The organism is Kitasatospora paranensis (assembly GCF_039544005.1).
Lineage (GTDB): Bacteria > Actinomycetota > Actinomycetes > Streptomycetales > Streptomycetaceae > Kitasatospora > Kitasatospora paranensis.
In genome coordinates this window covers 3,051,220-3,074,669 of sequence record NZ_BAABKV010000001.1, presented here as the reverse complement: position 1 = coordinate 3,074,669, position 23,450 = coordinate 3,051,220, and the positions used below count along the sequence as shown (strand labels likewise).

At 72.2% G+C, this 23,450-nt stretch carries 19 protein-coding genes and 1 pseudogene; 15 read left to right on the top strand and 5 right to left on the bottom strand.

Features of this window, described 5'->3' with window-relative positions; genetic code table 11:
• The gene (clpX, locus tag ABEB13_RS15020) at window positions 1–1,290 is read left to right on the top strand and encodes an ATP-dependent Clp protease ATP-binding subunit ClpX (protein ID WP_100890181.1); all 1,290 of its coding nucleotides are present in this window, start codon (window positions 1–3) and stop codon (window positions 1,288–1,290) included.
• Window positions 1,291–1,372: 82 nt separating this feature from the next.
• On the opposite strand, the gene ABEB13_RS15015 is transcribed toward clpX, so the two are convergent.
• From ABEB13_RS15015 to ABEB13_RS15000, 4 genes are all read right to left on the bottom strand, one after another.
• On the bottom strand, window positions 1,373–1,534 hold the full coding sequence (locus tag ABEB13_RS15015; protein WP_345705927.1) for a hypothetical protein: 162 nt from the start codon (window positions 1,532–1,534) through the stop codon (window positions 1,373–1,375).
• An 11-nt stretch (window positions 1,535–1,545) separates the two neighbouring features.
• The gene (locus ABEB13_RS15010) at window positions 1,546–2,214 is read right to left on the bottom strand and encodes a hypothetical protein (RefSeq protein WP_345705926.1); all 669 of its coding nucleotides are present in this window, start codon (window positions 2,212–2,214) and stop codon (window positions 1,546–1,548) included.
• A gap of 75 nt (window positions 2,215–2,289) precedes the next feature.
• A complete protein-coding gene (locus ABEB13_RS15005; RefSeq protein WP_345705925.1) occupies window positions 2,290–3,036 on the bottom strand; it encodes a hypothetical protein in 747 nt (248 codons plus the stop codon).
• A complete protein-coding gene (locus tag ABEB13_RS15000) occupies window positions 2,958–3,248 on the bottom strand; it encodes a hypothetical protein (RefSeq protein WP_345705924.1) in 291 nt (96 codons plus the stop codon). The genes ABEB13_RS15005 and ABEB13_RS15000 overlap by 79 nt, the downstream gene beginning before the upstream one ends.
• Window positions 3,249–3,429: 181 nt before the next feature.
• Between ABEB13_RS15000 and ABEB13_RS14995 the strand changes: the two genes are divergently transcribed.
• The 11 genes and pseudogenes from ABEB13_RS14995 to rodA all read left to right on the top strand — a co-directional run bounded on the left by ABEB13_RS14995 (window position 3,430) and on the right by rodA (window position 18,565).
• Complete coding sequence (locus ABEB13_RS14995) at window positions 3,430–6,087, top strand: valine--tRNA ligase (RefSeq protein WP_345705923.1); 2,658 nt, start codon at window positions 3,430–3,432, stop codon at window positions 6,085–6,087.
• Window positions 6,088–6,358: 271 nt separating this feature from the next.
• Window positions 6,359–6,865 carry a hypothetical protein gene (locus ABEB13_RS14990; protein ID WP_345705922.1) on the top strand — a complete coding sequence of 169 codons (507 nt, stop codon included), beginning with the start codon at window positions 6,359–6,361 and terminating at the stop codon, window positions 6,863–6,865.
• 114 nt (window positions 6,866–6,979) lie between these two features.
• Complete coding sequence (locus ABEB13_RS14985) at window positions 6,980–9,760, top strand: penicillin acylase family protein (RefSeq protein WP_345705921.1); 2,781 nt, start codon at window positions 6,980–6,982, stop codon at window positions 9,758–9,760.
• 75 nt (window positions 9,761–9,835) lie between these two features.
• On the top strand, window positions 9,836–11,233 hold the full coding sequence (folC, locus tag ABEB13_RS14980; RefSeq protein ID WP_345705920.1) for a bifunctional tetrahydrofolate synthase/dihydrofolate synthase: 1,398 nt from the start codon (window positions 9,836–9,838) through the stop codon (window positions 11,231–11,233).
• Window positions 11,234–11,240: 7 nt separating this feature from the next.
• A complete protein-coding gene (locus tag ABEB13_RS14975; RefSeq protein ID WP_345705919.1) occupies window positions 11,241–11,579 on the top strand; it encodes a DUF4233 domain-containing protein in 339 nt (112 codons plus the stop codon).
• Window positions 11,580–11,676: 97 nt separating this feature from the next.
• Window positions 11,677–12,090 carry a nucleoside-diphosphate kinase gene (gene ndk, locus ABEB13_RS14970; protein ID WP_345705918.1) on the top strand — a complete coding sequence of 138 codons (414 nt, stop codon included), beginning with the start codon at window positions 11,677–11,679 and terminating at the stop codon, window positions 12,088–12,090.
• A gap of 319 nt (window positions 12,091–12,409) precedes the next feature.
• Window positions 12,410–13,435, top strand: coding sequence for a rod shape-determining protein (locus tag ABEB13_RS14965; protein WP_100892858.1), 1,026 nt, complete (start codon window positions 12,410–12,412; stop codon window positions 13,433–13,435).
• Window positions 13,436–13,494: 59 nt separating this feature from the next.
• Window positions 13,495–14,433: pseudogene (gene mreC / locus ABEB13_RS14960) on the top strand (rod shape-determining protein MreC); the annotation flags it as partial.
• 1 nt (window position 14,434) lies between these two features.
• Window positions 14,435–15,073 carry a rod shape-determining protein MreD gene (mreD, locus tag ABEB13_RS14955; protein WP_345705917.1) on the top strand — a complete coding sequence of 213 codons (639 nt, stop codon included), beginning with the start codon at window positions 14,435–14,437 and terminating at the stop codon, window positions 15,071–15,073.
• A 55-nt stretch (window positions 15,074–15,128) separates the two neighbouring features.
• Entirely contained in the window at window positions 15,129–17,369 is a 2,241-nt protein-coding gene (mrdA, locus tag ABEB13_RS14950) for a penicillin-binding protein 2 (RefSeq protein ID WP_345705916.1), read from the top strand.
• Entirely contained in the window at window positions 17,366–18,565 is a 1,200-nt protein-coding gene (gene rodA / locus ABEB13_RS14945; RefSeq protein WP_345705915.1) for a rod shape-determining protein RodA, read from the top strand. The genes mrdA and rodA overlap by 4 nt, the downstream gene beginning before the upstream one ends.
• A 47-nt stretch (window positions 18,566–18,612) precedes the next feature.
• On the opposite strand, the gene ABEB13_RS14940 is transcribed toward rodA, so the two are convergent.
• Window positions 18,613–19,923 carry a M14 family zinc carboxypeptidase gene (locus tag ABEB13_RS14940; protein ID WP_345705914.1) on the bottom strand — a complete coding sequence of 437 codons (1,311 nt, stop codon included), beginning with the start codon at window positions 19,921–19,923 and terminating at the stop codon, window positions 18,613–18,615.
• A 287-nt stretch (window positions 19,924–20,210) separates the two neighbouring features.
• Between ABEB13_RS14940 and ABEB13_RS14935 the strand changes: the two genes are divergently transcribed.
• From ABEB13_RS14935 to ABEB13_RS14925, 3 genes are all read left to right on the top strand, one after another.
• On the top strand, window positions 20,211–22,139 hold the full coding sequence (locus tag ABEB13_RS14935) for a TIGR03960 family B12-binding radical SAM protein (RefSeq protein ID WP_345705913.1): 1,929 nt from the start codon (window positions 20,211–20,213) through the stop codon (window positions 22,137–22,139).
• Window positions 22,140–22,213: 74 nt separating this feature from the next.
• A complete protein-coding gene (locus ABEB13_RS14930; RefSeq protein ID WP_345705912.1) occupies window positions 22,214–22,777 on the top strand; it encodes a hypothetical protein in 564 nt (187 codons plus the stop codon).
• The gene (locus ABEB13_RS14925; protein WP_345705911.1) at window positions 22,693–23,313 is read left to right on the top strand and encodes a hypothetical protein; all 621 of its coding nucleotides are present in this window, start codon (window positions 22,693–22,695) and stop codon (window positions 23,311–23,313) included. The genes ABEB13_RS14930 and ABEB13_RS14925 overlap by 85 nt, the downstream gene beginning before the upstream one ends.
• Window positions 23,314–23,450 lie beyond the last annotated feature (137 nt).

The following is a 23,450-nucleotide window of genomic DNA, read 5'->3' as shown; positions in this document are numbered from 1 at the left end:
GTGGCACGCATCGGAGACGGTGGCGACCTGCTCAAGTGCTCGTTCTGCGGCAAGTCGCAGAAGCAGGTGAAGAAACTGATCGCCGGGCCAGGCGTGTACATCTGCGACGAGTGCATCGACCTCTGCAACGAGATCATCGAGGAGGAGCTCGCCGAGTCCTCGGAGGTCCGCTTCGAGGAGCTGCCGAAGCCCCGCGAGATCTACGAGTTCCTCGACCAGTACGTGGTCGGCCAGGATCTGGCCAAGAAGGCGCTGTCGGTCGCCGTCTACAACCACTACAAGCGCGTCCAGGCCGGCGAGACCGGCCGGTCCGGCGGCAACGGCCGCGAGGACGCCATCGAGCTGGCGAAGTCGAACATCCTGCTGCTCGGCCCGACCGGCTCCGGCAAGACCCTGCTGGCGCAGACGCTGGCCCGGATGCTGAACGTGCCGTTCGCGATCGCCGACGCCACCGCGCTGACCGAGGCCGGCTACGTGGGCGAGGACGTCGAGAACATCCTGCTCAAGCTGATCCAGGCGGCCGACTACGACGTCAAGAAGGCCGAGACCGGGATCATCTACATCGACGAGATCGACAAGGTCGCCCGCAAGAGCGAGAACCCGTCGATCACGCGCGACGTCTCCGGCGAGGGCGTGCAGCAGGCGCTGCTGAAGATCCTGGAGGGCACCACCGCCTCGGTGCCGCCGCAGGGTGGTCGCAAGCACCCGCACCAGGAGTTCATCCAGATCGACACCACCAACGTGCTGTTCATCGTGGGCGGTGCGTTCGCGGGTCTGGAGCGGATCATCGAGGGCCGGGCCGGCGCCAAGGGCATCGGCTTCGGGGCCAACATCCGCTCGAAGCGCGAGCAGGACGCCTCGGACCACTTCCGCCAGGTCATGCCGGAAGACCTCGTGAAGTTCGGCATGATCCCCGAGTTCATCGGCCGACTGCCCGTGATCACCAGCGTGCACAACCTCGACCGTGAGGCGCTGCTGCAGATCCTCACCGAGCCGAAGAACGCGCTGGTCAAGCAGTACCGCAAGCTCTTCGAGCTGGACGGCGTGGAGTTGGAGTTCACCCGGGACGCGCTGGAGGCCATCGCCGACCAGGCGATCCTGCGCGGCACCGGCGCCCGCGGTCTGCGCGCGATCATGGAGGAGGTGCTGATGTCCGTGATGTACGAGGTGCCGTCCCGTCAGGACGTCGCCCGCGTCGTGGTCACCGGGGACGTCGTCTCCAAGCACGCCATCCCGACCCTGGTCCCGCGCGACATGATCAAGCGTGAGCGCCGGGAGAAGAGCGCCTGACGCGCTCCGGACGCCGAACGGCCCTGCACCCGACGGGTGCAGGGCCGTTGTCGTCGTTGCCGCCGGGGCGGGCTGCTGCGGGCTACTTCGGAACTTCCGCGGCCGTGCGCATCTCCCGGGCCGAGGCGGCGGCCGCGTCCAGGTCGACGTCGCCCTGCTGGGCGGCCTCGCCGGTGAGGACGGCGACCAGGGTGGAGCCGTCCGCCCAGACGCACAGACTGTCGTCCTCGGTCGGGGCGTGCATGATCTCGCAGCTCAGCCGGCCGCCGCGGGGGCCGGGGAGAACTCCCGGCGGTCGCTGAAGGTGGTGCCCTGCGCCTTCGCGCCCTTCTCGAAGCTGGTGAAGAACTCGTCGACCTGCAGGCTGGGCGCCAGGATGGTGCCGTAGCCGCCGAAGACCGCGACGACCTTGTGCCCGTCGGTGTAGACGGTGCTGACCGGGGTCGGCGACAGCCCGCCCTGGCCGAGCGAGGTCGCCAGCCCCTGCTTGAGGTTCTGCGCCAGCGGGTTGTCGTCGTTCCTCGGCAGCCCCTGGAAGCTGGACGGCAGCGCCATCGTGTACGAGCCCGCCTTGCCGCTGCCGCTGCCGCTGCCCGTGCCGGTCGAGGCGGAGGCCGAGGGGCTGCCGCTCGGGTCCTGACCGCTCTTTGAGACCGCGTCATAGACGAAGTAGCCGAGCAGCCCGCCGCCCAGCAGGATCGCGCCGGACACGCAGCCCAGCACCACCCACAGCGTGCGCCGGGACTTCGGCGGGGGAGGGGGCACGGCCCCGCCGCCCCACTGCTGCTGCGGCACGCCGTAGCCGGCGGCCGGGTAGGCGGGGGCTGCTGCGGCGGGATCCCGCCCGCGCCCCAGCCCGGCTGCGGGGGCCGTAGCCGGGCTGCGGCGGCGGGGCGCCGTAGGGCGGACCGGGCTGCGGGGCACCGTAGGGGTTCTGCTCGGACACCGGGCGTCCTTCCGACTGCGCGACGTGGGGGAGCGGGCCGGAGACGGCCCGGACTACTTCTTGACGATCATGGCGTCCCGGATCGCGCGGGCCTTCTCGGCCGCGGCGGCGGGAGTGAGCTTCTCGGTGAGGTTGTTGAAGACGATCTCGGCCGCGGTGGAGTGGTCCGCCCAGAAGCACACGGGGCTGGTGGAGAGGGTCTTGCCGGCGCTGCTGTTGCTGAAGGTCCCGCACTTGAGCTTTGCCCCGGAACCGCCCGCCGAACCCGCCGGGTACTCGGTGAGCGGGGTGACCCAGCGGCCCTGCAGGGTGGTCTTGCCGATCACCGTGGGCTTGGTGGACAGGGCCTCGAAGACGGACAGCGCCGCGGCGGGGCTCGGGATCGCGCCGTAGCAGCCGAGCACCTGGATGACGTCGGTGGGCGTCTTCGAGTAGCTGGTGACGACCCCGATCGGGTCGTTCTGGCAGACGCTCTTCTGGTCCGGGCCGGCACCGGGGGTGGCCGGGACGGAGGTGGCCGACTTCTGGGCGTAGCCGTCGAGCAGGGTCGGCGGGGTGTCGAGCTTGTAGGCGGCAGCGGCCGCGCCGCCGTTCCCGCCCCCGGTCGTCCCCCCGGTGGCGGCGGGGGCGCCGGTGGCGGCGGCGCCGCCGTCGTCCTTGCTCTTGGAGGCGGCCAGGCCCCAGACCGCGGCGCCGCCGCCGATCAGGATCACCGCACCGATCACCAGGCCGACGGCCAGGCCGCCCTTGCCCTTCGGCGGCTGCGGCGGCGGGTAGCCGCCGGGGCCGCCGGCCCCCACGGCTGCTGCTGCGGCAGCGGCGCCTGCGGGTATCCGGGCTGCTGCGGTGCGCCGTAGGGCTGTTGCGGCGCGCCGTAGGGCGGCTGGGGTGCGCCGTACGGCGGCGCGGGCGGCGCCTGCGGGTAGCCGTAGGCGGGCGGCTGCGGCTGCCCGCCGTAGTTCGGCGGCTGCTGCGGTTGGCCCTGCGGATACTGCTGTCCCTGGCCGTACATCGACATCGTCTCCCCCGCCACGGTGTTCCGCGGCCTGCTCTCTGCGTCCTCGTCGTCCCCTGCCCGCGCGGCTCGCCACGCGAGTATCGGGGCACGCTATCGCACAGCTGTCCCCACCCGCCCGGGTGGTCGCGGCGGCGCGGTTCGTAACGGCCCCCCGGTCTTCCGTAAACTGTGCGTCGTGACCGACACGACGAACCAGCACCCCGAGCAGTCCAAGGGATCGAGCACGGCCCCCGGGGACGACGCAGCCACCCTCCCGACGACCTACGCCCCGGCCGAGGTAGAGGGCGAGCTGTACGAGCGCTGGGTGGAGCGTGGCTACTTCGCCGCGGACGCGAAGAGCGACAAGCCCGCGTACACCATCGTCATCCCGCCGCCGAACGTCACCGGTGCGCTGCACCTGGGCCACGCCTTCCAGCACACGCTGATGGACGCGCTCACCCGCCGCAAGCGGATGCAGGGCTTCGAGGCGCTGTGGCTGCCCGGCATGGACCACGCGGGCATCGCCACCCAGAACAAGGTGGAGCAGCAGCTCGCCGAGTCCGGCCTCTCCCGGCACGACCTGGGCCGCGAGGCCTTCGTCGAGAAGGTCTGGGAGTGGAAGGAGAACTACGGCGGCAGGATCCTCGGCCAGATGCGCCGCCTCGGCGACGGCGTCGACTGGTCGCGCGAGCGCTTCACGATGGACGAGGGCCTGTCGCAGGCCGTCCAGACCATCTTCAAGAAGCTCTTCGACGACGGTCTGATCTACCGGGCTGAGCGCATCATCAACTGGTGCCCGCGCTGCCTCACCGCGCTCTCCGACATCGAGGTCGAGCACAAGGACGTGCCGGGCGAGCTGGTCTCGATCCGCTACGGGGACGGCGACGATTCGATCGTGGTCGCCACCACCCGGGCCGAGACGATGCTCGGCGACACCGCCGTCGCCGTCCACCCCGAGGACGAGCGGTACCGGCACCTGGTCGGCCGCACCATCAAGCTGCCGCTGACGGACCGTGAGATCCCGGTCGTCGCCGACGAGCACGTCGACCCGGAGTTCGGCACCGGCGCCGTCAAGGTGACGCCGGCGCACGACCCGAACGACTTCGCCATCGGCCAGCGCCACGGCCTGCCGAACCTGACGGTGATGGACGAGCACGGTGCGATCACCGTGCACGGCCCCTTCCTCGGGCTGGACCGGCTGGAGGCCCGCTCGGCCGTGGTCGGCGCGCTGCGCGAGCAGGGCCGGATCGTCGCCGAGAAGCGCCCGTACGACCACTCCGTGGGCCACTGCTCGCGCTGCCACACCATCGTCGAGCCGCGCCTGTCGCTGCAGTGGTGGGTCAAGGTCGAGCCGCTGGCCAAGGCGGCGGGCGACGCCGTCCGCGACGGCCGGGTGGAGATCCACCCGAAGGAGCTGGAGCGCCGCTACTTCGACTGGGTCGACAACATGTACGACTGGTGCATCTCGCGCCAGCTCTGGTGGGGTCACCGGATCCCGGTCTGGTACGGCCCCGACGGCGAGGTCGTCTGCGTCGGCCCCGACGAGCAGCCGCCGACCGGCGAGGGCTGGCACCAGGACCCGGACGTCCTGGACACCTGGTTCTCCAGCGGCCTGTGGCCGTTCTCCACGCTCGGCTGGCCGGAGCGGACGGCCGACCTGGAGAAGTTCTACCCGACCGACGTCCTGGTGACCGGCCACGACATCATCTTCTTCTGGGTCGCCCGGATGATGATGTTCGGCCTGTACGCGATGGACGGCGAGGCGCCGTTCAAGACCGTGGCCCTGACCGGCCTCGTCCGCGACGAGTTCGGCAAGAAGATGTCCAAGTCCTCCGGTACGGCGGTCGATCCGCTGGACTGGATGGACGCGTACGGTGCCGACGCCGTCCGCTTCACCCTGGCGCGCGGCGCCAACCCCGGTGCGGACGTGCCGATCGGCGAGGACTGGGTCAAGGGCTCCCGGAACTTCTGCAACAAGATCTGGAACGCCACCCGCTTCGCGCTGATGAACGGCGCCACCGTCGACGGCCCGCTGCCCGCGCCGGAGGAGCTCACCGCCGTCGACCGCTGGATCCTGTCGCGCCTCAACGCGACCGTGGCCGAGGTCGACGGGCTGTACGAGGACTACGAGTTCGCCAAGCTGTCGGACGCCCTCTACCACTTCGCGTGGGACGAGGTCTTCGACTGGTACGTCGAGCTCTCCAAGACCACGCTGGCCAAGGGCGGCGCGCAGGCCGATGCCTCGCGCCGGGTCCTCGGCGAGGTCCTGGACGTCACGCTGCGGCTGCTGCACCCGATCGTCCCGTTCGTCACCGATACCCTGTGGACGACGCTGACCGGCGCCGAGTCCCTGGTGGTCACCGACTGGCCGACGGCCGACCCGTCCCGCCGGGACGCCGCCGCCGAGGCGGAGATCGCCACCCTCCAGCAGGTGGTCACCGAGGTCCGGCGGTTCCGGTCCGACCAGGGCCTCCAGCCGGCCCAGCGGGTCCCGGCGATGCTCGACCTGGCCGGTACCGTGCTCGCGCCGCACGAGGACGCCATCCGCTCGCTGCTGCGGCTGACCGTCCCGGCCGGCGACTTCACCGCCACCGCCTCGCTGCCGGTGGCCGGTGCGACCGTGGCGCTCGACCTCTCCGGCACCATCGACGTCGCGGCGGAGCGCAAGCGCCTCGCCAAGGACCTCGCGGCCGCCGAGAAGGAGAAGGCGCAGACCACCGCCAAGCTCGGCAACGAGGCCTTCCTCGCGAAGGCCCCGGACGAGGTGGTGGACAAGATCCGCGGCCGCCAGGCCGCCGCGGAGGCCGACATCGCCCGGATCACCGCTCAGCTGGCGGCGCTGCCGCAGGCCTGACCGGTCCGTCGAGGAGGGCCGCACCCCGCAGTCGGGGTGCGGCCCTCGGCCGTTCCGGGCGGGCGGCGGCGGCCGATGGGCCCATTCGGTCGATCGTGTGCATTTCTTGATAGTCCGTCCGATGGTTTTTCATCGTGTGCGTCCGGCATCGGTTCGTGAATCGCTGTGACCGAAGTCCCGCGAATTTTGTCTCGCTTTCTGTACGGTGTGCAGAAGTCCCCATGCGGGTGGTGAGACTGACGGGAGAGCACGTCATGGTGGCGACCAGGAGTTGGCCGACGAACTGCCGATGCTGGAGGTCGAGGCGGCCAAAGCCCGGGCGGCGGCTCTGCTGCTGGCATTCCGGCACGGCAATCAGCTGTCCTTCGACGCGCAGCTGGAGCGGCTGTTCGCCGAGCACGCGGAACGCGAGGTCGCCACCCTGCTGGTGTGGATCGCCGCCGAGGCCGTCCGCAAGGCGTACGTGCCGGAGGCCGGCGACCGGGTGCTCCGCGCGCTGGCCCGCCGCGCCCCCGCGGACACCACCGGGGTGCTGCTCGACGAGGACGGCGCCTGCCCGGCCACCCTGATCGAGGCCGTCCACGCGGGCGACGTGGCCGGCGTCCGCGCCCTGGTGGCCGCCACTCCCGACACCACCTACCTGGTCGGCGGGCTGCTCCAGGCGGTCGCGATGATGCTGCCGCTGCTGCCGGACGGCGAGTGCGACGAGATCACCGCCGAGCTGCGCCGCCGGCACGGCGGCCGGGGCGTCCAGGTGCCCGAGGCGCGCCGCCGCTGACCTGCCGCGGCCGCACGTGAGTTGTGGCATGCACGCTACTAGGCAGAGTGTCAGCAAGGGTCCTACCGTCGAAAGGTCAGCACCGCTTCCCGCTGCCCCCACGGAGGAGCCTGCATGCCGCGACGCCCCCGCACGCCCCGACTTGCCGCCGCCGCCCTCGCCGCGGCACTCATCGCCGTCTTCGCCCCTGCCACCGCCCCCGCCCGGGCCGCCACCCCCACCGACTACTGCGCCGCCCGCTGCACGGACATCCTGCCGCCCGGCGAGAACGGCAACGCCACCCTCGCCGAGATCCTGCTCAACAAGGCCTTCGGCAGCCGCCCCGCGCACACCGACGACCAGCTCGGCCCGTACGCGGCGCTCGCCGCCGGTTACGGCGGCCTGACCGACGGACAGCTGCGGAGCTTCTTCAACGACGCCTCCTTCGGCGTCCCCGCCGACCAGGTCGCCTCCACCACCCGCCCGCGCGCGGACGTCGCCATCGTCCGCGACAAGGCCACCGGTGTCCCGCACATCACCGGCACCACCCGCTACGGCACCGAGTTCGGCGCCGGCTACGCCGCCGGCCAGGACCGGCTCTGGGTGATGGACCTCTTCCGGCACGTCGGCCGCGGCGAGCTCTCCGGTTTCGCCGGCGGTGCCGCCGCCAACCGCCAGCTGGAGCAGAGCTTCTGGCAGGCGGCGCCCTACACCGAGGACGAACTCCAGCGGCAGATCGACGCCATCGCCGCCCAGGGCGACCGCGCCAAGCAGGCCCTGGCCGACGCCGGCGCCTACCTCGACGGCATCAACCAGTACATCCGGGAGGCCTACAGCGGCCGGTACTTCCCCGGCGAGTACGACCTGACCGGCCACATCGACGCCATCACGAACGCCGGCACCATCGAGCCGTTCAAGCTCACCGACCTGGTCGCGCTCGCCGCCGTGGTCGGCGCGCTGTTCGGTTCCGGCGGCGGCGGCGAACTGGCCTCCGCCCAGGTCAAACTGGCCGCCGAGGCCCGCTACGGCAAGGACGCCGGCGACGCGGTCTGGGCCTCGCTGCGGGAGGCCGACGACCCGGAGGCCGTGCAGACCCTGCACGACGGCCAGAGCTTCCCGTATGCGCAGCCGCCCGCTGACCCGCAGGGCACCGCGATGCCCGACCCCGGCTCGGTCGTCCCCGAGCAGATGGTCCAGGACGCCACCGGCTCGGCGCAGCAGACCGCCACCAAGGCCGCCGGCGTGCTGCCCGGGAACCTGCTCACCGCGAAGCACGGCATGTCCAACGCCCTGCTGGTCTCCGGCGCCCACACCGACGACGGCCACCCCGTCGCCGTCTTCGGCCCGCAGACCGGCTACTTCGCCCCGCAACTGCTCATGCTGGAGGAGCTCCAGGGCCCCGGCATCAGCGCCCGCGGCGCCGCCTTCGCCGGACTCAGCTTCTACGTCCAGCTCGGCCGGGGCCAGGACTACGCGTGGAGCGCCACCTCCGCCGGACAGGACATCACCGACACCTACGCGGTGCCGCTGTGCACCACCGACGGCAGCCCCGCCACCCTCACCGCCGACCACTACCTGCGGGGCGGCCAGTGCGTGCCGCTGGAACGCCTGGAGCGCAAGGACGCCTGGAAGCCCACCACCGCCGACTCCACCGCGGCCGGCTCCTACACCCTGGTGATGTACCGCACCGACTACGGCCTGGTCACCGCCCGCGGCACGGTCGGCGGCAAGCCCGTCGCGTTCACCTCGCTGCGCTCCACCTACCGGCACGAGGCCGACTCGATCATCGGCTTCCAGATGCTCAACGACCCCGGTGCGGTGCACGACCCGGCGAGCTTCCAGCAGGCCGCGCAGAACATCAACTACACCTTCAACTGGTTCTACGCGGACTCCGCGCACATCGCCTACTACAACTCCGGCAGCAACCCCGTGCGCGCCCCCGGGGTCGACCCCGGGCTGCCCGTCCGCGCCGAAGCCGCCTACCTGTGGCGGGACTTCGACCCCGCGGCCAACACCGCCCGGTACACCCCGCCGGCCGAGCACCCGAACTCCGTCGACCAGGACTACTACGTCTCCTGGAACAACAAGCAGGCCGACGACTACGCCTCCGCCGGGTTCGGCAACGGCTCCGTGCACCGCGCCGACCTGCTCGACGACCGGGTGAAGGCGCTGCTCGCCGGCGGCGGCCGGGTGAGCCGGGTCTCGCTCACCCAGGCCATGGAGGGCGCGGCCCTGGCCGACCTGCGCGCCGAGGACGTGCTGCCCGACCTGATCCGGGTGATCCGCAGCGCGCCCGTCACCGACCCGGCGCTCGCCACGGCGGTGCAGAAGCTGGAGAACTGGCGCGCCGCCGGAGCACAGCGCAAGGAGACGAAGGCCGGCAGCCACACCTACGCCGACGCGGACGCGATCCGCACCCTCGACGCCTGGTGGCCGCTGCTCGCCGACGCGGTCTTCCGGCCGGGCCTCGGCGACGGCCTGTACGCCGCGCTCACCGGTGCGCTGCAGATCAACGAGTCGCCCTCGGGCGGGCAGACCGGCGCCACCGGCGGCTCGGCCAGCGCCAACGAGTCCATCCCGCACAAGGGATCGGCCTTCCAGTACGGCTGGTGGAGCTACCTCGACAAGGACCTCCGGGGCGTCCTCGGCGGCCCGGTGGCCGGCCCGCTCGCCCGCCCCTACTGCGGGGGCGGCGACCCGGCGGCCTGCCGGACCGCGCTGCTGGCCTCCCTGAAACAGGCCCTGGCGCAGACCCCGGCCCAGGTCTACCCGGGCGACGCGGACTGCTCGGCCGGCGACCAGTGGTGCGCCGACTCGATCATCCAGCGCCCGCTCGGCGGCGTCACCGACGCCAAGAGCACGTGGCAGAACCGGCCCACCTACCAGCAGGTGGTGCAGTTCCCCGCGCACCGCTGAGCACGGTGCCCGGCGCAGGCACCCCGGCGGGGTGCCTGCGCCGAGGCGCGCCCGGCGGCTCCGTAGACTGTGGGGGTGAGCGACAAGGCCGAGCAGAACCCGTACACCTCCCGCCCCGCCGACGAGGCGGCCACCGGCCCCGAGGCCGAGCTGCGCGCGGTCGAGACCGAGCTCTCCGGCCGCTGGCCCGAGAACAAGCTGGAGCCCTCGCTCGACCGGATCAGCGCCCTGATGGACATCCTCGGCCAGCCGCAGCGCTCCTACCCCTCGATCCACATCACCGGCACCAACGGCAAGACCTCCACGGCCCGGATGGTCGAGCAGCTGCTCGGCACCTTCGAGCTGCGCACCGGCCGGTACACCAGCCCGCACGTGGAGTCCGTCACCGAGCGGATCAGCCTGGACGGCGTGCCGATCAGCCCCGAGCGATTCGTCGAGACCTACCGCGACATCGAGCCGTACGTGCGGATGGTCGACGAGCGCGAGCCCGTCGCGATGTCCTTCTTCGAGGTGCTGACCGGCATGGCGTACGCCGCCTTCGCCGACGCGCCGGTGGACGTCGCCGTCGTCGAGGTCGGCATGGGCGGCTCCTGGGACGCCACCAACGTGATCGACGCGGCCGTCGCGGTGATCACCCCGATCGGCCTGGACCACACCGACAAGCTCGGCAACACGCCCGGTGAGATCGCGGTGGAGAAGTCCGGCATCATCAAGCCCGGCGCGCTCGCCGTCGTCGCGCAGCAGCAGCTCGACGCCGCGCAGACCATCCTGAAGCGCGCCGTCGAGGTCGACGCCACGGTGGCCCGCGAGGGTATGGAGTTCGGCGTGATCCGCCGCGAGGTCGCCATCGGCGGCCAGCTCGTCACCCTGCGCGGCCTGGGCGGCGCCGAGTACGAGGACCTCTTCCTCCCGTTGCACGGCGCCCACCAGGCCCACAACGCCGCGCTGGCGCTGGCCGCCGTCGAGGCGTTCTTCGGCGTGGGCGCCGGCGGCGGCGGGCAGCTCGACGTCGACAAGGTGCGCCAGGCGTTCTCCGGTGTCTCCTCCCCGGGCCGCCTGGAGGTCGTCCGCCGCGGGCCGACCGTCATCCTGGACGCCGCGCACAACCCGCACGGCGCCGACGCGGCCGTCGCCGCGATCGGCGAGGCCTTCGCCTTCACCAAGCTCGTCGGTGTGATCGCCACCAGTGGCGACAAGGATGTCTCCGGGCTGCTGGAGGTCTTCGAGCCGGTCCTCGCCGAGGTCGTCATCACCCAGAACTCGACCCACCGCGCGATGCCGGTGGACGAGCTGGCCACGCTCGCCGTGGAGATCTTCGGTGAGGACCGTGTGCAGGTCGAGCCCCGGCTCGACGACGCCATCGAGGCGGCCATCACCCTCGCCGAGGAGGAGGACCTCGGCGGCGCCGGCGTCCTGGTCACCGGCTCGGTCATCACGGTGGGCGAGGCGCGCCTGCTGTTCGGAAGGAAGTAGTGCCCCGATGCGGATCCTGTGCTCCTCGACCCTGATCGGCGAGGCACTCCTGATCATGTTCGCCGGCTTGGTCGCGATGCAGCTCTCCGACGTGCCGACCGCCACCGTCTGGACGGTCAGCGGCATCGCCATGGTGCTGTGCGTGCTGCTCTGCGGCATGATCAGCCGCCCGGGCGCGGTGGCCGTCGGCTGGGTGCTGCAGATCGGCCTGATCGCCAGCGGCGTGGTGCTGCCGACCATGTACGGCCTCGGCGTGGTCTTCGCCGCGCTGTGGTGGTGCTCGGTGCGCTACGGCCGGCGGATCGACGAGATCAAGGCGGCGCGGGTCGCCGCGGCGGCCGTGTGAGGCCTTCACACTCCGCGCGCATCCGCGCAGCTCACGCAAGGTAGTGTCTGACGTGGTCGCCTACACCACGCAGACCCCGATCCCCAGGAGCCGCACCGTGACCCAGCGCACTCTCGTCCTGCTGAAGCCCGACGCCGTCGCGCGCGGCCTGGCCGGCGAGATCATCAGCCGCATCGAGCGCAAGGCGAACTGGCGGCTCGCCGCCGTCGAGCTGCGCACCTTCGAGCGGGCCACGCTGGAGCTGCACTACGCCGAGCACGTCGGCCGCCCGTTCTACGAGCCGCTGCTCGAGTTCATGACGTCCGGTCCGTCGATCGCGCTGATCGTCGAGGGCGAGAACGTCGTGCCGGGCATCCGCGCGCTGGCCGGCGCCACCGACCCGCTGCAGGCCGGCCCCGGCACCATCCGCGGCGACTTCGCCACGATCACCCGCGAGAACCTGATCCACGCCTCCGACTCGGCGGAGTCCGCCGAGCGCGAGATCAAGATCTTCTTCCCCGCGCACGCCTGACCGTCCGTGGACGCAGGGCCCCCGGCCGCAAGGCCGTGGGCCCGACCAGGTGAATCTCACCTTTTCATCGTCAAATACGGAACCCCGGGTCCCGACACGGCGTCCCAATCCCGGGAACAGCACACCGCGCGCCGGAGAATGGCCAGCATGCCGTACCACGCGGTCCGCCCCGGACAGGCCTGGCTACGATGGACGCAACTCATGGGCCCGGTACGGCTGCTCAGCTGATGTCAGCCCTGTCGTGGGCGCACGCGATCGGCCCACTCCCCGCAATGGACACCGAGCCCGGGAAGGCACTGCACACCCCATGGCCAACAATCTGTCGTTCATCGGCCGTGACATGGCGATCGACCTCGGCACTGCCAACACGCTGGTGTACGTCAGGGGCAAGGGGATCGTCCTCAACGAGCCGTCCGTCGTCGCGGTGAACACCAACACCGGTGGCATCCTCGCGGTCGGCGCCGAGGCCAAGAAGATGATCGGGCGCACGCCCGGCAACATCGTGGCGATCCGCCCGCTCAAGGACGGCGTCATCGCCGACTTCGAGATCACCGAGCGGATGCTCCGCTACTTCATCCTCAAGATCCACCGGCGCCGCTACCTGGCCCGGCCCCGGGTCGTGGTCTGCGTGCCCTCCGGCATCACCGGGGTCGAGCGCCGTGCCGTGATCGAGGCCAGCTCCCAGGCGGGCGCCCGCCAGGTGCACATCATCGAGGAGCCGATGGCCGCCGCGATCGGCGCCGGCCTGCCCGTCCACGAGCCCACCGGCAACATGGTGGTCGACATCGGCGGCGGCACCACCGAGGTCGCGGTCATCTCGCTCGGCGGCATCGTCACCGCGCAGTCCCTGCGCGTCGCCGGCGACGAGCTGGACAACGCCATCGTCCAGCACATCAAGAAGGAGTACAGCCTCCTCCTCGGTGAGCGCAGCGCCGAACAGATCAAGATGTCGATCGGCTCCGCCTTCGCCCTGGAGGGCGACAAGGACGAGCACGCCGAGATCCGCGGCCGCGACCTCGTCAGCGGTCTGCCCAAGACCGTGGTGATCTCCGCCGCCGAGGTCCGCGAGGCCATCGACGAGCCGGTGAACTCCATCATCGACGCGGTCAAGACCACCCTCGACCAGTGCCCGCCCGAGCTCGCCGGCGACGTCATGGACCGCGGCATCGTGCTCACCGGCGGCGGCGCGCTGCTGCGCGGCCTCGACGAGCGCCTGCGCCGCGAGACCGGCATGCCGATCCACATCGCGGAGAACCCGCTGGACTCCGTCGCGCTCGGCGCCGGCAAGTGCGTCGAGGAGTTCGAGGCGCTCCAGCAGGTGCTGGACGCCCAGCCCCGGCGCTGAGCCGGACCGCAGAACCAACTGAACAACCGGTACCAGGAACGAAGGGGCGCTCCAGCACCGTGAGGGACACACGAGAGAGCCGACTACTGCTCATCCTGCTGGTCGCGGTCGCCTTCGCACTGATCACCGTGGACATCAAGGGAGGCGAGGGCTCGCCGCTCGGCGGAGCCCGCCGGGCGGCGGCCGGGCTGCTCGGCCCGGTCGAGAGCGGCACCGCCGGACTGGTCAACCCGGTCGCCGGCACCATCCGCGCCGTCCGGGACGCCTCCACCCACCAGCAGCGGCTCGACGAGATCACCAAGGAGAACACCGAGCTGCGCCAGCGGCTCGCCTCCTCCGACACCGCCGCCGGCCGCACCAAGCAGCTCGACGACCTGCTGCACACCGCCGGCTCCGGCGGATACACCGTCAAGGCCGCCCAGGTCATCGCGATCGGCGCCGCCCAGGGCTTCTCCTGGACGATCACCATCGACGCCGGCAGCGACGACGGCCTGACCCGCGACATGACCGTCATCAACGGCCAGGGCCTCGTCGGCCGGGTCACCACCGTCGCCCCGACCACCGCCACCGTCCTCCTCGCCTCCGACCCCGGCTTCACCGCCGGCATCCGGCTGGAGGGCAGCGACGAGATCGGCTTCGCCGCCGGCCAGGGCACCAGCCCGATGCGGGTCGAACTGCTCAACGGCAAGGCCCAGGTCAAGAACGGCGACCGGGTCGTCAGCTTCGGCTCCCCGAGCGGCCGCCCGTTCGTCCCCGGCGTACCGATCGGACGGGTCGTCCAGGTCCAGGCGACGCCCGGTCAGCTCACCAAGACCGTGCTGGTCGAGCCGTACGTGCAGTTCACCCGCCTGGACCTGATCGGCGTCGTCGTGGTGCCGCCGCGCAGCGACCCGCGCGACTCCGTGCTGCCGCCCAAGCCCACCGCCGGCGCGAACACCCCGGCCGCCCAGCCGCAGCAGCCCGCCGGCCCGTCCGCCACCGCCGCCGGGGGAACTGACCGTGCGCCCGAACCGCATCCTGCTCTCCGCCGTCCTGCTGCTGCTCGGCCTGGTCGTCCAGGTCAGCGTGCTCGGCCGGCTCCAGCTGCCCGGGGCCACCCCGGACCTCATGCTCCTCGTCGTCGTCGGCCTCGCCCTCGTCTACGGGCCGACCGGCGGCTGCCTCGTCGGCTTCGCCGCCGGCCTGCTGGCCGACGTCGCCCCGCCGTCCGACCACGCCATCGGCCGCTACGCCCTGGTGCTCTGCATCATGGGCTACGCCGCCGGACTGCTGCGCCCCGACGCCGGCCGTCAGCGCTCCGCCGTCAGCGCCCTGATGGTCGTCGCCACCGCGGCGGTCGTCTCCACCCTGCTCTACGCCTCGGTCGGCGCCTTGGTCGGCGACACCGCCGCCCGCCACGTCGGGCTCGCCGGACTGGTGTTCAGCGCCCTGCTGTACGACGTCCTGCTCGCACCCTTCGTGGTGCCCGCGGTGATGTTCCTGGCCCGCCGCTTCGACGGCGTCACCGGCGAGGCCGAGACCGACGACCCCGGCGGCGCCGGGCTCGGCAGCCTCGCCCGGTACAAGACCACCCGGGAGTCCTCGCCGGTGCCGGCGTACAAGAAGAAGCGCTCGCTCGGCCTCGCCCGCCGCCCGTGAGCCGGCCGACAGCCCGGACCAACCCGCCCCAGACGATCCCGGAGGGGGACCTTCGTTGAGCAACATCCCGGAGACCGGGCGGACCATGCGGGTGACGATCCGCCTGGTGGTGCTGCAGATCCTGGTGCTCTCCCTGCTCGCCACCCTCGGCGGCAGGCTCTGGTACCTGCAGATCCGCACCGGCAGCCAGTACGCGGCCGAGGCCCAGGGCAACCACATCCGCGAGGTCGTGGAACCCGCCGTCCGCGGCGAGATCCTCGACGCCTCCGGCCGGGTGATGGTCGGCAACCAGACCAAGCTCGTGGTCTCGGTCAGCCGCACCGAACTGCTCCAGCAGAAGGACCGCGGCAAGGCCGTGCTCGCCCGGCTCGCCGACGTCCTCGGGATGCCCGCCAAGGACGTCCAGGACAAGGTGCGGCTCTGCGACGCCAAGACCCCCAAGCCCTGCTGGAACGGCTCGCCCTACCAGCCGATCCCGGTCACCCAGCAGGCCACCACCCAGCAGGCGATGCAGATAATGGAGCGCCGCGAGGACTTCCCCGGCGTCACCGCCCAGCCCACCGCCGTCCGCAGCTACACCGGCGTCGAGGGCGCCAGCGCCGCCCAGGTGCTCGGCTACCTCTCGCCCGTCACGGACGAGGAGGTCACCAAGACCGCCGACAAGACCGGCCGCGAGCGCCGGCTGCCGTCCGACCAGATCGGCCGGGCCGGCCTGGAGTCCGTCTACGACGACGACCTGCGCGGCACCACCGGCGTCGACAAGCTGGAGGTCGACAACCTCGGCAAGGTCATCGGCAGCGCGGGCACCGTGCCCGCCCAGCCCGGCAACAACCTGGTGACCAGCATCGACGCCCGCGTCCAGAAGACCGTCGAGGACCAGCTCCAGCAGGCGATGACCGACGCCCGCAAGGTCTACGACAACGAGACCCACAAGAACTACGAGGCCGACTCCGGCGCCGCCGTCGTGATGGACGTCCACACCGGCCGGATCATCGCCATGGCCAGCGCCCCGACCTTCGACCCCAACCTCTGGGTCGGCGGCATCTCCGCCAAGGACTACGCGGCGCTGAACGACAAGTCGTCCAACTACCCGCTGATCAACCGCGCCATCCAGGGGCTGTCCGCCCCCGGCTCCACCTTCAAGGTGATCTCCACCACCGCGGCCGTCCAGGCCGGCTACTCGCTCGACGGCCACTACCCGTGCCCGCCGAGCCTGACCATCGGCGGCCGCGAGTTCAAGAACTTCGAAGGCGAGAGCTTCGGCGACATCTCGCTGGAGAAGGCCCTGGAGATCTCCTGCGACACCGTCTTCTACGGCCTCGCCTACGACCAGTGGCAGAAGGACGGCGGCATCAAGCCGAAGAACCCCGCCGACTGGTTCACCAAGACCGCCCACGAGTACGGCCTCGGCGCCAAGACCGGCGTCGACCTGCCCGGCGAGGTCCCCGGCCGGGTGCCCGACCGGCAGTGGAAGCAGGCGTTCTTCGACGCCAACCAGAAGGCCTGGTGCGCCCAGGCGGCCAGGGGCGGCCACGAGTACGCCGACGAGATCGCCCGCGAGAACTGCGTCGACGGCAACGTGATGCGCGCCGGTGACGCCGTCAACTTCGCGATCGGCCAGGGCGACACCCTGGTCACCCCGCTCCAGATGGCCCGGATCTACTCCGCCCTCTCCAACGGCGGCACGCTGTACCGGCCGAGCATCGGCAAGGCGATCATGAGCCCGGACGGCAAGCTGGTGCGCGACATCGCTCCGCACGTCGACGGCAAGATCCCCGCCCAGGGCAAGCTGCTCGACTACATCGACCAGGCCACCGCGGGCGTCGTCACCAGCGGCACCGCCGCCTGGAAGTTCGTCGGCGCCGGCTGGCCGCAGGGCAAGATCGAACTGCACGCCAAGACCGGCACCGCCGAGGTCGCCGGCAAGCAGACCACCTCGTGGCTCACGACCTACAGTGCCGACTACGCGGTCGTGATGACGATAAGCCAGGGCGGCACCGGCTCCGGCGGTTCCGGTGACTCGGTGCGACGCATCTACCAGGCGCTGTACGGCGTCGACGACAAGGGCGCGATCGACGGCGGCAAGGCGCTGCTGCCCAAGCCGCAGGCCGAGCTGCCCAAGTTCAACCCGGACGGCACCGCGATCATCAAGCAGGCCGACTACCCCGGCGGCCAGGCCTACCCCTCCGGCGCCGAGTTCCTCGACCCGACCCCGGCCACCGGCTCCAGCACCCCCACGTCCCTGGACCTGGCCGCCGTGGAACCCGCCCGCGTCACCGGAAGGAGCCGGGCATGACCTCCTACGGCTCGTACCGCACCGTCCGGCTCGCCCCCCAGCGCGGCGGGATCTCCCGGGCCCTCGCCAAGGACGCGCCGCTGCGCCGGATGGACTGGATCATGGTCCTGGCGGCGCTCGCCCTCTCCCTGGGCAGCTCGCTGCTGGTCTGGTCCGCCACCCGCGGCCGGGATGCCCTCACCCATGGCGACCCGCAGTACTTCCTGTACCGGCACCTCACCAACACCATGGTCGGCATCGCGCTGTGCGGGATCACCGTCGCCATAGGGACACGCCGGCTGCGCACCGCCGTGCCGTTCTTCTACATCGCCGTGCTGCTCATGCTCGCCGCCACGCTCAGCCCGCTCGGCTCCACCATCAACGGCGCCCACTCCTGGATCCAGTTCGGCGGCGGCTTCTCGCTGCAGCCCGCCGAGTTCGCCAAGCTGGCCATCGTGGTGATGATGGCGGTCGTGCTCTCCGCCCAGGTCGACGCGGGCGAACGGGAGTTCCCCTCGGACCGCAGCGTGGTGCGGGCCCTGCTGCTGGCCGCCCTGCCGATGGGCATCATCATGCTGATGCCCGACCTCGGCTCCGTGATGGTGATGGCCGTCGTCATCATGGGCATCCTGCTGGCCTCCGGCGCCGCCAACCGCTGGGTGTTCGGCCTGATCGCGGCCGGCGGCGCCGGCGCCGTGGTGATCTGGAAGCTCGGCGTGCTCAGCAAGTACCAGATCGACCGCTTCGCGGCCTTCGCCAACCCCGCGCTCGACCCGGCGGGCGTCGGCTACAACACCGCCCAGGCCCGGATCGCGATCGGCTCGGGCGGCCTCACCGGCATGGGCCTGTTCCACGGCTTCCAGACCACCGGCCAGTTCGTCCCCGAGCAGCAGACCGACTTCGTCTTCAGCGTCGTCGGCGAGGAGCTCGGCTTCGTCGGCGGGCTGACCCTGATCGGCCTGCTCGGGGTGATCCTCTGGCGCGGCTGCCGGATCGCCCGCCAGGCCACCGACCTGTACGGCACCGTCCTCGCCGCCGGCGTGGTCACCTGGTTCGCCTTCCAGGCGTTCGAGAACATCGGGATGAACCTCGGCATCATGCCGGTCGCCGGCATCCCGCTGCCGTTCGTCTCCTACGGCGGCTCGTCGATGTTCGCGGTCTGGATCGCCATCGGCCTGCTCCAGTCCGTCCGGGCCCAGCGGCCGATAGGGATCTGACCCCCGCGTCGGCGCCGGCTCCGCAACGGGGCCGGCGCCGACGTCCGCTACGCCAGGCCGTCGAAGACCGCCACCACCGTCCGCGCCTGGTGCGCCACCTGGTCGCGCACCGGCACCCAGCGGGTGCCGAAGCGTCCCCGCAGCCGGGTGCAGCGCTCCGCGACCAGCCGCGCCGCCCGCTGCCGCAGCGCACCCACGGCCGGCCCCTCCGCGTCGGCCAGCAGCCGGGCCAGCATCGCCGTGATCCGCAGCGGCATCCGGTGGGTCTGGATCTCGATGCCCGCCAGATCGGCCCGGGTGAGCTCGGACAGCGGCCCGCGCCCGGCCGCGACCGCGGCCGGCTCCCACTCCCCGGCCTGCCGCGGCGCCACCGCGAGGTGCCACTCCACCGACCGCAGCAGCGGCCCGTGCGGGGTGCGCAGCAGCGGCCGGATCTGGGCCAGCAGTTCGGCCAGCGGCTCGTGCTCCGCCCGCAGGATGCGGGCCGCGGCGGCGAGTTCGCCCTCCGGATCCGCCGAGGGCGCCCGGTCGGCGACCACCGTCGTGGCCCACATCGGCACCTCCACCACGGCCGTCACCGCCCCGTACCGCTGGGCGTGCGTCCAGGTGGAGCAGGCCGGGTCCTCGGTCAGTCCCTCGTCCTCGCCGCGGTCCACCGCCGGCATCAGATAGGTGCCGGGGCCCGGGCTCGGCCAGCGGAACGCGTCGTACGGGCCCCGCTCCAGCGGGACGCCGGCCTCGGCGGCGGACCGGGCGAACGGCTCCGCGAGCCCCGGCACCTCACCGGTCAGCTGGACGAAGCTGCCGCCGACGTCCACGCCGTGCAGGGAGCACTGCAGGAACGGCCGCAGCTCGTCGATGACCCCGGTGAGCGCCGCCGTCTCCGGCAGCACCGCCCACCCGGCGCCGGCCGGCGGCAGCCACTCCGGCTGCCCGTCCACCGCGGGCCGGTAGAAGTACCGGTAGTGCCGCTCCATGGTGAGCGGCCCGCGCAGCCAGCCCTCGGTCAGTGCGGCGCCGTCCGGGTCCAGACAGAGCAGGAAGTTCCAGGTGACCGACGAGCCGCGGCGCAGCCGCGGCTCCCGGACGGCGCGCTCGGCCAGGTGCAGGGCGGTGGCGGTGCCGACCGGCTCGTTCGGATGCGGGCCGCCGACCGCCAGCACGTGCCGGGGCCCGTCGCCGACCGAGAGCAGCAGCAGCGGCCGTCCGCCGCGGGAGGTGCCCACCTGCCGCAGGGCCACCAGCCCCGGATGCAGCCGGGCCAGCCGGGCCGCCCGGGCCGCTGCCTGCGATGCCCCGACGAATCCGCCCAGGCCGCCGTGCCGGGCACCCGCCACCCGGACCCCAGTCTCGTTCATGGGCTCAGTTGCCCCTGTCGACCTCGTGCGAACTCCCTTGGCTCACACTCTGATTGGTCACAGCTGGCTCCGTTGGGTCGGCGGTGCGCGATGACGCGGGGGTGCCCTGCCAGTAGTCCACGGGTGCACAGAGCGTGTCAACACCGGTGGGGTGCAGGGGAAGCGCACGCGCCCCGGGCTCCGGCGCCCGCGCCCCGGCCTCCGCGCCCGGGCGCACCAGAACGGCACCCGTCCGCGTTCGGCTACCCTTGAGGGTCACCTGTTTTCTCCGAAAAAGGTCCTTGCGCATGACTGTCGAATCGGTCTTCCCACGCCTGGAGGCCCTCCTCCCGCACGTCCAGAAGCCGATCCAGTACGTCGGTGGCGAGCTCAACTCGACCGTCAAGGACTGGGACGCCTGCGACGTCCGGTGGGCCCTGATGTACCCGGACGCCTACGAGGTCGGCCTGCCCAACCAGGGCGTCATGATCCTCTACGAGGTGCTCAACGAGCGCGAGGGCGTGCTCGCCGAGCGCACCTACAGCGTGTGGCCCGACCTGGAAGCGCTGATGCGCGAGCACGACGTGCCGCAGTTCACCGTGGACGCGCACCGCCCGGTGAAGGCCTTCGACGTGTTCGGGCTCTCCTTCTCCACCGAGCTCGGCTACACCAACATGCTCACCGCGCTCGACCTCGCCGGTATCCCGATGGAGTCCAAGGACCGCGGCCTCGACGACCCGATCGTGCTGGCCGGCGGACACGCCGCGTTCAACCCGGAGCCGATCGCGGACTTCCTGGACTGCGCGGTCGTCGGCGACGGCGAGCAGGCCGTGCTCGACATGACCGAGATCATCCGCGCTTGGAAGGCCGAGGGCCGGCCCGGCGGCCGCGACGAGGTCCTGCTGCGCCTGGCGAGGACCGGCGGCTTCTACGTGCCGCGCTTCTACGACGTCGAGTACCTGCCGGACGGCCGCATCGGCCGGGTCGTGCCGAACCGTCCGGGCGTGCCGTGGCGGGTCTCCAAGCACACCGTGATGGACCTCGACGAGTGGCCCTACCCGAAGCAGCCGCTGGTGCCGCTCGCGGAGACGGTCCACGAGCGGATGTCGGTGGAGATCTTCCGCGGCTGCACCCGCGGCTGCCGCTTCTGCCAGGCCGGCATGATCACGCGCCCCGTGCGGGAGCGAAGCATCACCGGCATCGGCGAGATGGTCGAACGCGGCCTCAAGGCCACCGGCTTCGAGGAGGTCGGCCTGCTCTCGCTGTCGAGCGCCGACCACTCCGAGATCGCCGACATCACCAAGGGCCTCGCCGACCGGTACTCCGAGGACAAGGTCGGCCTGTCGCTGCCGTCCACCCGCGTGGACGCCTTCAACATCGACCTGGCCAACGAGCTCTCCCGCAACGGGCGCCGCTCCGGCCTGACCTTCGCCCCCGAGGGCGGCAGCGAGCGCATCCGCAAGGTGATCAACAAGATGGTGTCCGAGGAGGACCTCATCAACACCGTCGCCACCGCCTACGGCAACGGCTGGCGCCAGGTGAAGCTGTACTTCATGTGCGGGCTGCCCACCGAGACCGACGAGGACGTGCTCCAGATCGGCGAGATGGCCAAGAACGTCATCGCCAAGGGCCGCGAGGTCACCGGCACCAACGACATCCGCTGCACCGTCTCCATCGGCGGCTTCGTGCCCAAGCCGCACACGCCGTTCCAGTGGGCCCCGCAGCTGTCCGCGGAGGACACCGACGCCCGGCTCACCAAGCTGCGCGACTCGATCCGCAACGACCGCAAGTTCGGCAAGAACATCGGTTTCCGCTACCACGACGGCAAGCCCGGCATCATCGAGGGCCTGCTCTCCCGGGGCGACCGCCGGATCGGCGCGGTCATCCGCGCCGTGTACGACGACGGCGGCCGCTTCGACGGCTGGCGCGAGCACTTCTCCTACGACCGCTGGATCGCCTGCGCCGAGAAGGGCCTGGCCGGCACCGGCGTGGACGTCGACTGGTACACCACCCGCGAGCGCGCCTACGAGGAGGTGCTGCCCTGGGACCACCTGGACAGCGGCCTCGACAAGGACTGGCTGTGGGAGGACTGGCAGGACGCCCTGGAGGAGGTCGAGGTCGAGGACTGCCGCTGGACCCCGTGCTTCGACTGCGGGGTGTGTCCTCAGATGGACACCCACATCCAGGTCGGCCCGACCGGCAAGAAGCTGCTGCCGCTGACCGTGGTCAAGTCGTAACCCGTCCGTGCGCAACCCGACGGCCCTCCTCCGGTGTACTGCCGGGGAGGGCCGTCGGCCCATGAGGAGACGCAATGGAGGACGGCAGACCCGCCGAGGGGTGCCTGGTCGCCTTCGTCCGGGTGCCGGCGCGGGTGTTCGCGCTGCTGGTGGTGGTGCCGCTCCGGTTCGCCTGGGAGGCGGCGCTGGTCGTGCTGCGGCCGGCCGGCCGGGTGCTGGCGGCGGCCGGGCGGTGGGCGGACGGCGCCGTCCGTGGGCTCGCGCTGCTGCTGTACCGCCGGCTGCTGCGCCCGGTGGGGCTGGCCGTGGCCCGGTCGTGCCGGAGGGCGGTGGAGCTGCTGCGCGGCTGTCTCCGGGCCGCCGGACGGGCGCTCGGGTGGGCGTGGCGGACGCTCGTCGTGGCCCCGGCCCGCTGGTTCGGGCGCCGCGTGCTGCGGCCGTTCGGTGTCCTGCTGGTGGCCGCGGCCCGCGGATTCGGCGCGGCCGTCGCGTGGCTGGCGGCGGTGCTGCTCGTCCGGCCCGCCCGCTGCTTGCACCGGGGGTGGTCGTGCCGGTGGGCCGGCTGCTGGCGGAGCTGCTGCGCCGGCTGGCGGCGGGGGCGGGCGCGGTCGGCCGGGTGCTGGTCGTCGTGCCGCTGACCTGGTTCGGCCGGTACGTGCTGGTGCCCTTCGGCCGGCTGCTGCTCGCCGTCCTGCTGGGTGTGGGCACGGCGCTGGAGTGGTCGCTGCAGCACCTGCTGGCGGCCCCGCTGCGCCTGCTGGCGACCCGGGTGCTGCTGCCCGGGGTACGGGCGCTGGCGGCCGCCATCGGCGCCGCTCTCGCCCTGGTGGCCGCGGCGACCGGGCTGCTCGGGCGCGGGATCGTGCTGTTCGTCCGGCGGGTGCTGGTGCCGGGTGCCGGGCTCCTGCTGCGGCTGCTGGCCGCGGCCGTCCGGGCGGTGGCCGAGGTGCTGGAGCTGCTGCTGGTGCCGGTCGCGTGGTGCTGGCGGCGCCTGCTGCGCCCGGTGCTGCGCGAGCTCGGCCGCGCGGTGGTGCGGGCCTGGCGGCTGGGCGGCCGGCTCTGGCGGTACCTGGTGGTGCGGCCCTGCCGGTGGCTGCGGCGGGAGGTGTGGTGGCCCGCCCGGGACGAGATCCGGCGGGTGGTCCGGGAGGTCCGGGCGGCCCTTGTGGGGTGACCGGGCGAAGCGGCGGGTCCGGGGCGCGTAGGCTTGTCATGACAAGAATCCGGCCGTCCCTGGGCCGGACGGGACACTGACGAAGGACTGAGCAGCCCTGGCACGCCGCACGCCCGACGGTCCCCCGCCCGCGCCGA